The 13,264-nt window shown below is 50.6% G+C and carries 12 protein-coding genes; 8 read left to right on the forward strand and 4 right to left on the reverse strand.

The window, feature by feature from the left end; all coding sequences use genetic code 11:
• Nucleotides 1–7: 7 nt before the first annotated feature.
• From ACO1NU_RS05230 to ACO1NU_RS05255, 6 genes are read left to right on the forward strand one after another with little or no spacing between them, the layout of a single operon-like run.
• On the forward strand, nucleotides 8–1,351 hold the full coding sequence (locus ACO1NU_RS05230) for a RagB/SusD family nutrient uptake outer membrane protein (RefSeq protein WP_448817407.1): 1,344 nt from the start codon (nucleotides 8–10) through the stop codon (nucleotides 1,349–1,351).
• A gap of 15 nt (nucleotides 1,352–1,366) precedes the next feature.
• Complete coding sequence (locus ACO1NU_RS05235) at nucleotides 1,367–2,236, forward strand: cyanophycinase (RefSeq protein WP_448817408.1); 870 nt, start codon at nucleotides 1,367–1,369, stop codon at nucleotides 2,234–2,236.
• An 8-nt stretch (nucleotides 2,237–2,244) separates the two neighbouring features.
• Nucleotides 2,245–3,591, forward strand: coding sequence for a DoxX family protein (locus tag ACO1NU_RS05240; protein ID WP_448817409.1), 1,347 nt, complete (start codon nucleotides 2,245–2,247; stop codon nucleotides 3,589–3,591).
• Nucleotides 3,592–3,610: 19 nt separating this feature from the next.
• On the forward strand, nucleotides 3,611–5,164 hold the full coding sequence (locus ACO1NU_RS05245; protein ID WP_448817410.1) for a hypothetical protein: 1,554 nt from the start codon (nucleotides 3,611–3,613) through the stop codon (nucleotides 5,162–5,164).
• A gap of 52 nt (nucleotides 5,165–5,216) precedes the next feature.
• Nucleotides 5,217–6,671: a phytoene desaturase family protein gene (locus ACO1NU_RS05250; RefSeq protein ID WP_448817411.1), complete on the forward strand. Its 1,455-nt coding sequence runs from the start codon at nucleotides 5,217–5,219 to the stop codon at nucleotides 6,669–6,671.
• A 25-nt stretch (nucleotides 6,672–6,696) separates the two neighbouring features.
• Nucleotides 6,697–7,959, forward strand: coding sequence for a YeiH family protein (locus ACO1NU_RS05255; protein ID WP_448817412.1), 1,263 nt, complete (start codon nucleotides 6,697–6,699; stop codon nucleotides 7,957–7,959).
• 277 nt (nucleotides 7,960–8,236) lie between these two features.
• Here the strand turns inward: ACO1NU_RS05255 and ACO1NU_RS05260 are convergent, their stop codons facing one another.
• Both ACO1NU_RS05260 and ACO1NU_RS05265 read right to left on the reverse strand, forming a co-directional pair.
• Nucleotides 8,237–8,545: a hypothetical protein gene (locus ACO1NU_RS05260; protein ID WP_448817413.1), complete on the reverse strand. Its 309-nt coding sequence runs from the start codon at nucleotides 8,543–8,545 to the stop codon at nucleotides 8,237–8,239.
• Nucleotides 8,546–8,682: 137 nt separating this feature from the next.
• Nucleotides 8,683–8,874, reverse strand: coding sequence for a cold-shock protein (locus ACO1NU_RS05265; RefSeq protein ID WP_106293153.1), 192 nt, complete (start codon nucleotides 8,872–8,874; stop codon nucleotides 8,683–8,685).
• Between the two features lie 140 nt (nucleotides 8,875–9,014).
• Here ACO1NU_RS05265 and ACO1NU_RS05270 point away from each other — a divergent pair, with 140 nt between their 5' ends.
• On the forward strand, nucleotides 9,015–9,650 hold the full coding sequence (locus ACO1NU_RS05270) for an MgtC/SapB family protein (RefSeq protein WP_448817414.1): 636 nt from the start codon (nucleotides 9,015–9,017) through the stop codon (nucleotides 9,648–9,650).
• A gap of 1,141 nt (nucleotides 9,651–10,791) precedes the next feature.
• Nucleotides 10,792–11,154 carry a helix-turn-helix domain-containing protein gene (locus ACO1NU_RS05275; RefSeq protein WP_448817415.1) on the forward strand — a complete coding sequence of 121 codons (363 nt, stop codon included), beginning with the start codon at nucleotides 10,792–10,794 and terminating at the stop codon, nucleotides 11,152–11,154.
• 79 nt (nucleotides 11,155–11,233) lie between these two features.
• Here the strand turns inward: ACO1NU_RS05275 and ACO1NU_RS05280 are convergent, their stop codons facing one another.
• Together ACO1NU_RS05280 and ACO1NU_RS05285 are read right to left on the reverse strand one after the other, a co-directional pair.
• Nucleotides 11,234–11,746 carry a hypothetical protein gene (locus tag ACO1NU_RS05280; protein ID WP_448817416.1) on the reverse strand — a complete coding sequence of 171 codons (513 nt, stop codon included), beginning with the start codon at nucleotides 11,744–11,746 and terminating at the stop codon, nucleotides 11,234–11,236.
• Between the two features lie 35 nt (nucleotides 11,747–11,781).
• The gene (locus tag ACO1NU_RS05285; protein ID WP_448817417.1) at nucleotides 11,782–13,161 is read right to left on the reverse strand and encodes a glycosyl hydrolase 53 family protein; all 1,380 of its coding nucleotides are present in this window, start codon (nucleotides 13,159–13,161) and stop codon (nucleotides 11,782–11,784) included.
• Between the last annotated feature and the right edge of the window lie 103 nt (nucleotides 13,162–13,264).

The following is a 13,264-nucleotide window of genomic DNA, read 5'->3' on the forward strand; positions in this document are numbered from 1 at the left end:
AAGAACAATGAAACGCTTAGCATATATATTCCCCCTTTTGCTTCTGCTCTCTTCCTGCGAGAAGTTCCTGGAAGTGGATCCGCAGCTTCAGGTGGATGAGGCAAAGGCCATCACCAATGCTTCATCGGCCGCTACTGCCCTGAACGGGCTTTACAATCGTCTGGGTACAAACGACTATTACGGCTCTAATTTCCCTGCTCTGTCGTACCTCTCCGGAGGCGACATCCAGTGGTCGGGTTCCCAATCTGCTCCTCAGGAGGTGGTCCTCCATCGTCTTACGGCCGACAATGGCTATGTGGGATCTGCATGGGCAGCCATTTACAAAACGATCCTCTCTGCCAACTATATCATTCAAGCTGTACCCCAGGTAGTAGATCCGCTGTTTACCGAGACGCAGCGGAACACTATCCTGGGTCAGGCACATTTTATCAGGGCGCTTGCTTACTTCGACCTGGCAAGGGGATGGGGTGGCGTGCCGATCGTCCTGACGCCTACCCGCGAATCTTCTGAGAACGCCAACATCGCAAGAGCGAGCCTGGCCGAAACCTATGCGCAGGTGCTGAAGGATCTCGAGACGGCTGAAACGCTGCTGCAGGAAAAAACCGACCGCCAGAGAGCGACGCGCAAGACGGTCTGGGCGCTGCGCTCCCGCTATCACCTCTACCGCGCTGAATGGGCGCAGGCGGAGTCCTACGCCACAAAGGTGATCAACGACTCGGGCAGCTTCTCTCTGCTGAAGCCCTATTCGGCCTTCTTCGCCAGCAACGCCCTGAATACCGCCGAATCGGTCTTCGAGCTTTCGTACACCATCTCTGCAACAAATAATCACAGCAACTGGTGGCTGCCGCCGGCCCTGGGGGGCAGGAGGGAATGGTCGCCTACCACACAGCTCGTTGCGCTGCTGACGAGTCCGCGGACAGGTGGGGGGCGCAAGGAATTGCTCGGTCAAACAGCTGCTCCCGGCAACCTCTGGTATGGCAAACTCTACTACCGCTCCCCAACGGGTACAGACCCCGCCTATATCATCCGCACCGCCGAGCTGTACCTCATCCGTGCAGAGGCCCGGGCACAGCAGAATAACCTGGGCGCTGCGCTGAATGACCTGAATGCTGTGCGCGACCGAGCGGGTCTGGAGGCACTGATTACGACCGACAAGAACGCCATCCTGGATGCTATCTCTCAGGAAAGGCGACTGGAGTTTGCCTTCGAAGCTGACCGCTGGTTTGACCTGGTCAGAACAGGGAAGGTAGCTCAAGTGCTCGGGATCACCAATCCAAGTAAGTACCTTTTTCCGATCCCAACAGCGGAGATCGTAGCCAATTCCGCCATCGTCCAGAACAAAGATTACTAGTTTATCTCTCTCATCATGAAAATAATAAAATCGCTAAGCCTCGCCATGCTGCTGTTGCTGACTGCTCAAACGGGATTCAGTCAGAAAGCTCCCATTGTCAAAACCGTAGGTCCCGAAAAGGGCTCCCTGCTCATCATAGGGGGCGGAAAGGTCGGTCCCGAAATCTGGTCGAAGTTCATTGAGCTTGCTGGTGGTGAATCGGCCAACATCGTCGTCATTCCTACGGCCGGTGATGATTCGACCATTAACAGGGGTGTATCGAAAGAAAAGGAAATTCTTGAATCGCTGGGTGTGCGTACCGTTTCGGTGCTGCACACACGTGACCCTAAGATTGCCGACACCGAGCAGTTTGCCGCGCCCATCAAAAAGGCCACAGGCATCTGGTTCGTAGGCGGACGCCAGTGGAAGATTGCCGATGCACTCCTGAATACGCGCACGCACCGGGAGCTCAACAATCTGCTCAACCGCGGCGGCGTTATTGCCGGCACCTCAGCCGGTGCAACCATCCAGGGCTCCTTCCTGCTGCGGGGGGATACCAAAGGAAATGAGATCCTGGTGGGCGACCATCTGCAGGGGCTCGACTTCATCCACAACGTGGCCATCGACCAGCATATCCTGAAGCGCAATCGCCAATTCGACCTTATCGAAGTCATTCGCAGCAAGCCAGAGCTGCTCGGGATCGGCATAGACGAGAGTACGGCCATCTTCGTGCAGAAGGACACCTTCGAGGTGCTTGGCACCTCATACGCTGCCGTGTACGAAAGCAGTCAGCTGAATAACGCCAGGCCCTTCGTCTTTCTCAGCCGCGGCCAGAAATACGACCTCAAAAACAGGAAAGTGATCGCCGAAGTACCGAAGTCTGCCAATCCGATCAGCAATAAATAATTAATGATATGACGACGCCATACGCAACCGGAACCCTGCCTCCCTGGAAGAACTATGAGAAAGCGCTCTTTCGCTTCTTTTTCATCTACTTCCTCCTTCAGGTGCTTCCGCTCGACCCTGCATTTTACGCGCATCTGCTTCAACCGGAGGAAGGATATCCCTTTTACGGCTACCTGTTCAATATCGCACGCTATAGCCCGCACTTTTTAACCGCGGAAGAGTCGTTTCTGAACTGGCTTGTTCCGGCCCTGATTGCCCTTGTGGGTTCACTCGTTTGGTCGGCAAAGGATCTCCACCGTTCGGATTACCGCAGATTGTATTACTGGCTGCGGGTGATCCTGCGCTACCGGCTTGCACTCGGACTGATTGGCTACGGCTTCATCAAGATATACCCAATGCAGTCGCCGCTTCCTTCACTCAGCCACCTGAATACCCACTACGGCGACCTGAGTTCATGGAAGATCTTCTCCCTCACACTGGGTGTGGTGCCCGGTTATGAGTCTTTCCTCGGATGGGTGGAGATCCTGGCGGCGCTGCTGCTCCTGTACAGAAAAACTGCGACCATCAGCGCCTTCCTGGTGCTGGTGTACACAGGTAATGTTTTTATGGCCAACCTGGCTTATGAGGGCGGGGAGCATGTCTATGCGCTTTATCTGATCAGCATCGCGCTGTTTCTCCTGGCCCATGATGCCATCCGCCTGTACACGCTGTTCGGATTGGAGCAGGCTACGGCACCGGATACTTACCGCCCCGTTTTCGAGGGCAATCAGCGGAGTATCCGTCTGGCACTGAAGTCGACCTTTATCCTGCTTTTTCTCCTTGTTTATGGCTTTGCTGCTTACAGGGGCTTCCGGGAAGATCCTTATCAGTACCCTAAGACGGCGGGACTGCCTGAAGCCAGCGGCATCTACGAGGTGGCGGAGTTTCGCCTCAATAACCGGATCATTCCGTATTCGGCAGTCGACAGTCTCCGTTGGAATGACGTTGTCTTTGAAAAATGGGCCACCCTAAGCGTACGCTCTAACCGTCCCGCGGTACTCGACTCAAGCAACATCGAAGTGATCCGCGTGCAGGATAAAGACCGCCTGTACGAACTTGCAGGAGCCGCTGGTCGCCACTACTACAATTATCGCGTCGATACTCAACACGGCATCCTCCATCTCGAGAACAAGAACAGGCATTATGCCGATGAGCGTCTGGAACTTCGTTATACACGTCCCAATTCCCGGCAGATCATCCTGCAGGGGAGGAATGAGCGGGGCGAGTCGATCTACGTGGTGCTGAACAAGAAGGATAAGAAGTACCTTCTGGAGGAAGCAGCGAAACAAGGCCGCGGCAAAGCACTGGAATTATAAAATCTGAATTCATAAGAAGATGCAGACAAATACAGATATCAGAACACCGGAATTAAGTAAGCCGGTCCTGAGCACCGCCAAAGCCTGGAAGCCTTACCAGCTTTTCCTCTTCCGGGTGGCGTTTATCTTTTTCATCATCATGTCCATCCCGGGCTCCCTCAACTGGTACAAGGGCCTGTTCGGTATTGACTGGACCAGTGTCCATTACCGCGACCTCTACGATATCGCCCGTTTTCAGCCTTCTTTCCTGAAAGGATCTGCCCGCATCCTTTACGGTTACGGGGAGTGGCTCGTCATCCTGGGGATCTCGGCTATAGGTGCCGCTATCTGGTATTTCTTTGATAAAGAACGCAAAGAGTACACTAAGCTGAATTATTGGTTAAGAGTGATCGTCAGGTACCGGGCGGGTATCGGCATCATCGGTTTTGGTTTTACCAAGCTGCTTCCGGTGCAGATGCCTTATCCCTCCATCGGTCTGCTGAATACCGATTTCGGAGATCTGACCCTGCAAAAGATCTACTGGCTGTCCATCGGCATCGTACCCTTGTATCAGGTATTTGCAGGCGTGGTGGAAGTCACTGCGGGGTTGATGCTGTTCTTCAGAAAGACCACTTTGCTGGGTGCAGTGCTCCTGTTTGGCGCCCTGGGCGATATCGTGTATGTCAACTTTGCCTATGATGGGGGCGTGCACGTATATAGTTCCTACTTCGTGCTGTATGGCGCCTTCCTGATCCTCTATGACCTCCCGAAACTCTACAACTTGCTGATCCTGGAACGCGTCACGGTGCCGGCGAACTATTACCCTTCTTTCCGCCTTCCCTGGCAGAAGTACCTGCGTATCGGTCTGAAAACGCTGACGATTGCGATCTTTCTGGGACTGCTCTTCTACGTGCAGCTCCTCAACTTTCTGTACGATCCTTATAAGCAGCCGGCGATCAGCGGGGTGAAGGAACTCCGGGGACTTTATCATGTCGCTGAGTTCCGGATCAACGATCAGCTGCTCCCCGAATCTCCCAATGACTCCCTGCGCTGGCAGGAAGTAAGCTTCGAGAAGTGGTCTACGCTGACGTACAAGGTCAACAAACCCGTGAAGCTCGACCTGTCCAACGGCGGTGGATCTCCGATGCGGGATATCAACCGGACCTTCGAACTGACAGGAGTGGGAGGAGGGCGACGCGTATTCTACTATGAAGCAGATACGAAGAACCATACGCTTTACCTTCAGGACAAGAATGTACCACGCTCCCGCGAAGATGGTCCCGCTAAAGTCAAAAAGGCAAAGCCCGCAGTACAGGATCAATGGATCCCGAAAGAAGCACTCGCGAATATCGGGGATGAGAACCTGAAGATCGAACCCATTGCCCTGACCGCGAGACGTACCCGCGGCATCCAGGCGGAAAAGGAAAGAGATCCGAAGCGCAAGCGGATGATTCTGCGCTATTCTACATCCGATGGCTCGAGGGTCATTCTGGAAGGCACCGACGAAAACAACAATTCCCTGCACATGGTGCTCAACCGGATCGACCGCAAATATGCTTTGTCGGATGGTAAACTTGAAGCAGGTAAATATTAGTACAAATCACTTAATTTAGCAGCAGGCATGAAGCGCGCATTTAATATTCATTATGACACAATCGGGGAGTAGACGGGATTACGACGCAATAGTAGTAGGGGCTGGTCCCAATGGTTTGGCTGCAGCGATTACGCTCAGACAATCAGGACTATCCGTCTTGCTTCTTGAAGGCAAAAAGGAGATCGGTGGAGGCATGCGCTCGGCAGAGCTGACGCTGCCCGGATTTCTTCACGACGTTTGCTCGGCGGTGCACCCCATGGCTGCCCGCTCAGCTTTCTTCAAGTCGATCCCCCTGGCGGAACACGGACTGCGCTTCGTGACGCCCGAGGTGGCCGCGGCTCATCCTTTCGACGAGGGACATGCGGCGGTGCTCTATACGTCCATCGAAAAAACCGCTGCCACGCTGGGTAAGGACGGCCCGGCGTATACGCGGCTCATGAACTCCGTCTGCGAAGCATGGCCGCTCATTGCCAAAGATGCACTCGGCCCCCTGCATTTTCCCTCCCGGCCCTTTACCATGGCAGGCTTCGGCATCAAGGCAATCCCCTCTGCCTGGAATCTCGCTAAGATGTTCTCCCAAAAGGAGGCGAGGGGACTCTGGGCCGGCATGGCCGCTCATGCCATACAGCCGCTCACGAATCTCAGCACTTCAGCGATCGGCCTGGTGCTGATGGCAAACGGTCACCTCGGCGGATGGCCGATCCCGCTGGGCGGCTCCGTGTCGATCGCCAATGCGATGAGTTCTTACTACCTGTCCCTGGGCGGCGAAATCCAAGCGAACTTCCAGGTGGAGTCGCTCGACCAGCTTCCGTCTGCCCGCGCAGTGCTCTTCGACGTAACCCCGCGCCAGCTTCTTAAGATTGCGGGCCACAAGTTCTCATCCATCTACAAGTGGCAGATGGAGCGCTACCGATACGGAATGGGTATTTTCAAGGTCGACTGGGCACTCGATGCACCGATCCCTTTCACGGCCGAAGTCTGCCGCCGCGCAGGCACCATCCACATCGGGAATACCATAGAGGAGATTGCTGCCGGCGAAAAACAGAGCAGCGACGGGAAGATCGTCGAGAAGCCCTTCGTCCTGATGGCACAGCAAAGTCTCTTCGACCCTTCCAGGGCACCCGAAGGCAAACATACTGCCTGGGCCTATTGCCATGTGCCGCACGGATCGAACGCGGATATGACCGCTGCTATTGAAAACCAGGTGGAGCGTTTTGCTCCCGGATTCAGGGAGCGGATCCTGGCGAAGCACACCATGAACGCCGGGGAAATGGAAGCCTATAACCCGAATTATATCGGCGGGGACATTAACGGCGGCATTCAGGATGTGCGACAGCTGTTCACGCGCCCGGTGCTCCGCCGCTCGCCTTATACCACCTCCGCCAAGGGGATCTATATCTGTTCCTCATCAACGCCTCCGGGAGGAGGGGTGCATGGCATGTGCGGTTATCATGCCGCTAAAAAGGCACTGAGCGATATCTTCAATCTCGAAGCTCCAAAAATTTAGAAAACGTAATTCAATCTTATCATTTATGTCATCAACAAATACCCGCTTTTCTCTGCACGAGGACTGGACCGTGGTGATACTGGGAATCTTAATCATTGTTCTGGCCATTCTGGGCCTTGTTGTACCTGCTCCGGCCTTCAGCTGGACGAACGTTTCCGAATTGAATACGCAGGTACTCTCTCCATCAAACCTGAAGGCTATCGGTTTGCAATTTCTGGCGGTGCTGGTCGTGGCATTCCTCGGCGCATTGCTAACCGCCAAGCCCCTCAAGAACCTGCTTTTTACCTTCCCTTGCGTCTATATCCTGACCCTGCTGGCCCTGATTCTCGCAGGAAACAAGCAGATCAAGGACCTGAACCTGGAAGCAGTGATCTTCAGCTTGTCCATCGGTCTGATCATCAGTAATTTCTTCCGTCTGCCGCAATGGTTCCGCGATGCCCTTTCCACCGAACTGTATGTCAAGATCGGACTGGTGCTTCTCGGTACCACCATCATTTTTTCAGACATTCTCAAGGCAGGTTCCCTGGGACTCATCCAGGCCCTTGTCGTGGTGCTGTCGGTTTGGTACTTCGCCTTCTGGCTCTGCCGCAGGCTGAAGATCGATAACGAACTGACCATGATGATCTCGAGTGCGGTGTCCATTTGCGGCGTTTCGGCCGCCATTGCAACCTCGGGAGCAATCAAGGGAGATTCAAAGAAGCTGTCCTACGTGATCTCGATGGTGCTGATCACGGCGATCCCTATGATGATCATCATGCCCTATATCGCCAGCTATTTCCATTTCCCGGATGCAGTAACCGGCGCATGGCTGGGCGGCAGTATTGACACTACGGGCGCAGTTGTGGCTTCAGGAAGTCTGGTAGGAGAGAAGGCACTGGAAATCAGCACGATTGTCAAGTTCTCTCAAAACGTCCTGCTGGGGATAGCGGCCTTCGCCATCTCCGTGTACTGGACCTATACCAATAATCCGCTTGCCAAACAGGAAGATACCAAGCCTACTCTGGGTGTGATCTGGGAGCGCTTTCCAAAGTTTGTACTGGGCTTCGTGACGGCTTCGCTCATCTTTTCCTTTGCTGTTCCTGCAGAGGTGAATGCGGAGATTAAAGGCAGTCTGAAAAGTCTGCAGGGACTTTGGTTCGCCTTGGCATTTACCAGTATTGGCCTGGAAACCCGCTTTGCAGACCTGTTTAATAAAGACAGCAGGAAGCCGCTTTACGCCTTCCTGATCGCGCAGCTTTTCAATATCTTTATCACCCTGATCATCGCATTTATGTTGTTCGGCTCCTGACAGGATCTTCATTTTCCGGGCAATGTAGGGGTTCGCGAGGAAAAGTGTTGGGCTTCTTTGTATCTCCGCTCGACCTGATTTGCTTTAAAAGCTTTGCAGAATAAGGTGGGCTTGCGATCCCCTCGAGAGCTAGGGGTACCCATTGGGCTCCCCCGGCCGTCCTGTGCAACACTAATGAATGCGTGTTGAGTCCATGTTGAGTCCGTGTTTTCTACACAAAAGTCGGACTAAACATGGACTTGTGCCTGCCGGAATAGGCCAGAAATGGCACGCCGGGCTACAGCAAGCGTATAGGCGTTGCACGGATCATGATCTCGTCTTGTTGAAGATCCCGCTGGAGTTGCAGCTTTCGAGTTTTCCAGTAAGCGTCGTTAAGTTCTTCTGTCATCACTTCGTAGATGACGATGGTGTCTCTGACGGTTTGGTCGTTTTCGGGTTTCCATAAGCCCGTTGCCGGTGCTTTGCTGTGGATGGTGAGTCCGCCAAAAACTTCAGTAAGCTCCTCTTTGAGATCGGAGAAAATTTTTCCCGGAAAAGGATTACCCCCGGCGTCATAAAGGGGCAGGAATAGTTCTATCAGATGCATATATCAGCTGTTTTTCACCGATAGGAACGGGCTGAAGGGCATTCTGGTTTGACCTGCAGGCAAGATAAAAAAAGCCTGTAAACAACAAAAGCATCCTGTGTGAGGATGCTTTTGATCAATATATAAAATGAGTTTAATTAACCAATCTTAACATTAATAGCGTTCAGGCCTTTTCTGCCCTGCTCAACGTCATAGGTTACTGAATCATTCTCACGAATGTTATCTAACAATCCTGAAGAATGAACGAAGATTTCGCTGTCGCCATTAGCTGGCACGATGAATCCAAAACCTTTTGTTTCGTTGAAAAATTTTACTGTTCCTTGTTGCATTATATTTTAATTAATTATCCAAATGTACAGTAATTTATTGAGAATTAGGCAGTATTGCTAAATATATTATTTACATGACACTGCTGTGTTTAATCAAGAGAATAATACAAACCAAGTTTTAATGCTTTTGTTGAGTCCGCATGGAACTTCATATTGACATTAATGATATCGTAAGTATGCTCATGTCTGTTCTTTGCGGTGGCATCATCGGCTTTGAACGGGAATATAAAAGTAAGTCGGCTGGCTTCCGTACCATCGTGCTGATCTCACTCGGTTCAACCATCTTCACGATCGTATCCGGTTACGGGGTCGGATCCGATGATCGTATTTCGGCAAACATCATCACGGGTATCGGTTTTATTGGTGCGGGAGTGATCTTTAAAGATCAGGTGTCTATCCGGGGCTTAACTACTGCTGCAGTGATCTGGACTTCGGCGGCCATCGGCATGACAACAGGAATTGGCTATCATGCGCTGGCGTTTCTCTTTACTATTATAACACTGATTATACTACTGATGGTAACGAAGGTCGAAAGGCTGATCGGATCCCTGCAGAAGCAAAAGATCGTTAGCGCGACGTTTAATCACTCCGATCTGAATAGAATCGCAGATCTGGAACAATCCCTGCAGACTTCAGACCTCAATATTGAACGTCTGGAACTGAGCAAGGATAATGGAACGCTGACGGTATTGTGGCAGGTGACGGCGAGAAAGAAATCGTTTATTGAACTAAATGAGCGTTTGGCCGATGTGAACGACATCATCAGTTTCAGTTAAGGAGATGGGCTTTTTGTGCCAGAAAGTTGGGGTATTTTGGGCTGTGTGATGTGTAAAAGTCCCCATATTGGGGTATATGCTGCCCGTTGTTAGACGCGGAGACTTTTGTTTAATCCCCGTCACTAAATTTTTGGTCTTCACATCTTGTGTGAAACTGGCACAGCTCAACTGTTCCGTTTTTAGGCAAGCTCAGCTACAGAGATGTGAAGCTTTTCACTTTTCACCACCTTCCATGTGGACTAGTGTATCGACTCACCGCTTTTTGAGCAGATGAGTTAAGCTTCTCTTTTCTATGCCAAAACTTTTTTAGGGCTCGTTCATGTGCTTGCTTCCAGCAGCTCCGTGGGGTAGGAGACGGGCGCGTTTCAGGGCGGGTGGATACGGAATTTAGGGTTCGGTTCTTTCACTGAATTCCGGGTGGAAAGTTTCTCCAACGTTCTCAGAACTACAGCTCTCTGGCGGAAAATAAACGATGAGTTTGGTCGTTGGGAGGGTTTTTAAGAGCGAGAACCGTTTACCAGGCTGCGATTATATGCATGAAATATTATTGCGCTTCGATGCCTTATACCTCCTCATCATACCTAATGAATAATAGGTTTTTCTTCCGAAGTGGGAAAATACTTTTCGCGAATTCTCCTCCCGAAAATGGGAGGCTTTGTCACTGCCTTTGTTGGTAATGAACCGGGATTCGAAACTCTGGATCAAGCCTTTGTCGCGATATTATTGAAATTCTAACTAAAGCTATATTATTGATAATCTAACTGTTATGAGTGTATGTTTATGCTTTTATTTAGTCGGAATTTGTTAATGGCCATATTCATAGCTACTTAGGTTCATAGGCTGTTGCCTTGGTTTGGAAGTATTTCTTCTGGTGATTTTGGCTAATGTGTTCAGGTTGATGGGAAAAAATGTGATACAGATCATCATGTGAAAAAAATGAACCGAGATCGGTACAGTAGTTGCCTTATATCAGCCGAACAGCGTAGTGAAAGGGTTTATCAGTTGGAATAAACGGAAGATGTGCAAGCTGGGTTCCCGATATTGAGGAAAAGAAGTTCTCGATTGTGGAAATGGCTCAACAATTTTAATGCTCAGGTAACTAGTACTTTATCAAATAACTAAATTAACAAACTCTCAAACTATGGAAATTCATTACGGTCAAATTCTCGAAAAAGTTGTAAGAAGAAACGGTCATTCAATCAGCGACGTTGCACGTTTAACAAATGTAAACAGACGTTCTGTATATAACTGGTTCAACCAACAGCAATTGAAGGCAGATATTATCTTCCGGGTAGGTTGCGTCATTAATCATGACTTTTCGGTTGAGCTACCGCACCTTTTCACTTCTGAAGACTTTGAAAGAGGCTTTAAACGTGCATCATTCTCTATGAAAGCTGACGAATTCACTGAAGACGAAGGTCAGCATTACTGGAAAGATAAATATATCAGCTTGTTGGAGCAGTACAATCAACAACTCGCCAACCAACTAGCAGTGGCAGTGTAGGCCAGCATCCTGCACTTGTTAAGCCTGGTTCCGGAGGAGGAGCCAGGCTTTTTTATTTTCCGGCGGGGCGGGAGCGAGTTCAAAGGATTGAACCGTTACGCTTTGCTATGCTCAGGTTCGCTTTCCTGTAAGCTCTTGCCTGGGGCGTTCTTTCCCACTTTGCAGCAGAATCTTGAGGCGGGTGGTAAATGGGTGCCCGGCAGACGCCGCATTTTTCCTTTGCTTCGCCTGTAGCTCTCGCCATCTTAACGGATGTCATGCCTATTGGCCCGTACTGGCGCCATAACCGACGATCATCAGGACGCTGGCAAGCAACTGGCGTGCGGGAGTTGTGGAGATATGTACCCATTGTCCAGGTTTGTGATGGTAACAATTGCCCAATAAATGCGTACCGGTATGCTGGTAAACCCAATTTGATCTCCCTCAAATAATGTACGTAAGTGTGCCAACTATGATCACCAGTGTACCTACGCTCGAGATGAATACCGTGATCTTGTACATGCTCGCTTTCAGGGCGCTGGGGGAGGATGTTTCTTTCGTTCAGGAAAGACGAAAATTCGTTGCGGTTGAAGCTCTGCTCTGATAGCCACATCAGAGCAGAGCTTTTATTTTTTGATGCTGTGACGGTTATTTCAGGTATTTCTCAGCTATTTCGGGATACACATCAAGCAGTTCATTGGACTTTCCGGAACGATCGAATATGGCTTCCCAGGTGTTTAGCGGCTCCCAGATAAAGGAACCAACACCTCTGCCTCCTGGCACGGTGAAGGCGATATCATTGACTTCCCGTTTCATGTGGGTGTATTCGGCAACCATAATTTGTCTCTTGTATTTTTTTGAGAGGTCAGCAATGTTACTTCTCAGGTCAGCCAGCGTGCCGTGCCACTTCGGATAATAGGAAAGGCCTATTATGTCATAGGGAACGTTGCGTTTATGCATGGCATCATAGAAAAATTCTGACTCTTCTGCCTGGCCGCCGAGGGCCACATGCAGCATGATGACAGACTGCGGACTAACTTCTTTTATCCCTTTGAATCCAGCGTAGATCAGTTGTGCGAGACTGTCGAGATTGTTTACATGTCCCTCCGGCCATATCATGCCGTGGTTAATCTCGTTGCCTATCTGAACCATATCGGGCTCAGTGCCCTGATCTTTGAGCTGCTGCATAACATGTTTCGTATACGCCTGAACGGAGTCTGTTAAGGTGCGGAAGTCTTTGCCGCTCCATGCCAAAGGTTTGTTTTGTTGCTGCGGATCTGCCCAGTAGTCGCTGTAATGAAAATCCAGCAGGAACTTCATTCCCGCCGCTTTCACACGTTTTGCCATTTGTTTGGTATGCTCCAGATCGCAAAAGCCTGTATTTGGCGAATAGCCCTTGGGCTGAGCGGGATTATTAAAGATCCGGAGGCGGATGTAGTTGAAGCCGTGATCTTTTAATATCATCAGAGCATCTTTCTCTACACCATTGTCACTGAACTTTATCCCCCTTGATTCCAGTTGAGGTAAGAAGGAGATATCTGCTCCGAGGATTTTATCACTGATAGCTCTTGCTGTGTACCTGTCGTTTGTAACCTTATGAGCTTTGCCCGGCTGAATGGTGTGGATCTCGGTTGCGCCTTCCGTCGGGCTATCGCTCTTTGCTTCAAATTTGATAGGGGTACGCACGTTACCTGCTCTCAGTATAATTCGGGCCGTTCCGCTGAGGGTAGACTCCCAGGTACTGTCAGTTTTTTGCAGGGTCTTTGCGTCTATTCCGTTCACACTGATCAGGCGGGCATCACCGATTACCTTGTAGGTGACGGACTTCGACAGTTGCGGTACATCCCTGCCTTTGCGATCGATTATTTTGGCGGTGATCAGAACTTCATCTTTGCCGTTCGCCAGCATAGTGGTCTTATAAGGCGTTACCTGTATTTCAGCCGGCTTTGTATCCTGTGCCCGAAGGTTGGGGAAACTGGCGAAGAATGCGAGCGCCGTACTTATCGTGAATTTTAGGTGGTTGTTCATCTGCATATTCGAATGTTTTAACTGGTCGTTGAACAAACATAGGATGTTTTTCTCAGGCTTCCTCCTGCATTCCTTCGCTCTCGTTTGAAAAGCTTGATTGAAT

The sequence above is a fragment of the Arcticibacter sp. genome, assembly GCF_053551015.1.

Coding starts and splice junctions, on each gene's coding strand:
- ACO1NU_RS05230 (WP_448817407.1), top strand. CDS start 8: ATGAAACGCTTAGCATATATATTCCCCCTTTTGCTTCTGCTCTCTTCC.
- ACO1NU_RS05235 (WP_448817408.1), top strand. CDS start 1,367: ATGAAAATAATAAAATCGCTAAGCCTCGCCATGCTGCTGTTGCTGACT.
- ACO1NU_RS05240 (WP_448817409.1), top strand. CDS start 2,245: ATGACGACGCCATACGCAACCGGAACCCTGCCTCCCTGGAAGAACTAT.
- ACO1NU_RS05245 (WP_448817410.1), top strand. CDS start 3,611: ATGCAGACAAATACAGATATCAGAACACCGGAATTAAGTAAGCCGGTC.
- ACO1NU_RS05250 (WP_448817411.1), top strand. CDS start 5,217: ATGACACAATCGGGGAGTAGACGGGATTACGACGCAATAGTAGTAGGG.
- ACO1NU_RS05255 (WP_448817412.1), top strand. CDS start 6,697: ATGTCATCAACAAATACCCGCTTTTCTCTGCACGAGGACTGGACCGTG.
- ACO1NU_RS05260 (WP_448817413.1), bottom strand. CDS start 8,545: ATGCATCTGATAGAACTATTCCTGCCCCTTTATGACGCCGGGGGTAAT.
- ACO1NU_RS05265 (WP_106293153.1), bottom strand. CDS start 8,874: ATGCAACAAGGAACAGTAAAATTTTTCAACGAAACAAAAGGTTTTGGA.
- ACO1NU_RS05270 (WP_448817414.1), top strand. CDS start 9,015: ATGGAACTTCATATTGACATTAATGATATCGTAAGTATGCTCATGTCT.
- ACO1NU_RS05275 (WP_448817415.1), top strand. CDS start 10,792: ATGGAAATTCATTACGGTCAAATTCTCGAAAAAGTTGTAAGAAGAAAC.
- ACO1NU_RS05280 (WP_448817416.1), bottom strand. CDS start 11,746: ATGTGGCTATCAGAGCAGAGCTTCAACCGCAACGAATTTTCGTCTTTC.
- ACO1NU_RS05285 (WP_448817417.1), bottom strand. CDS start 13,161: ATGAACAACCACCTAAAATTCACGATAAGTACGGCGCTCGCATTCTTC.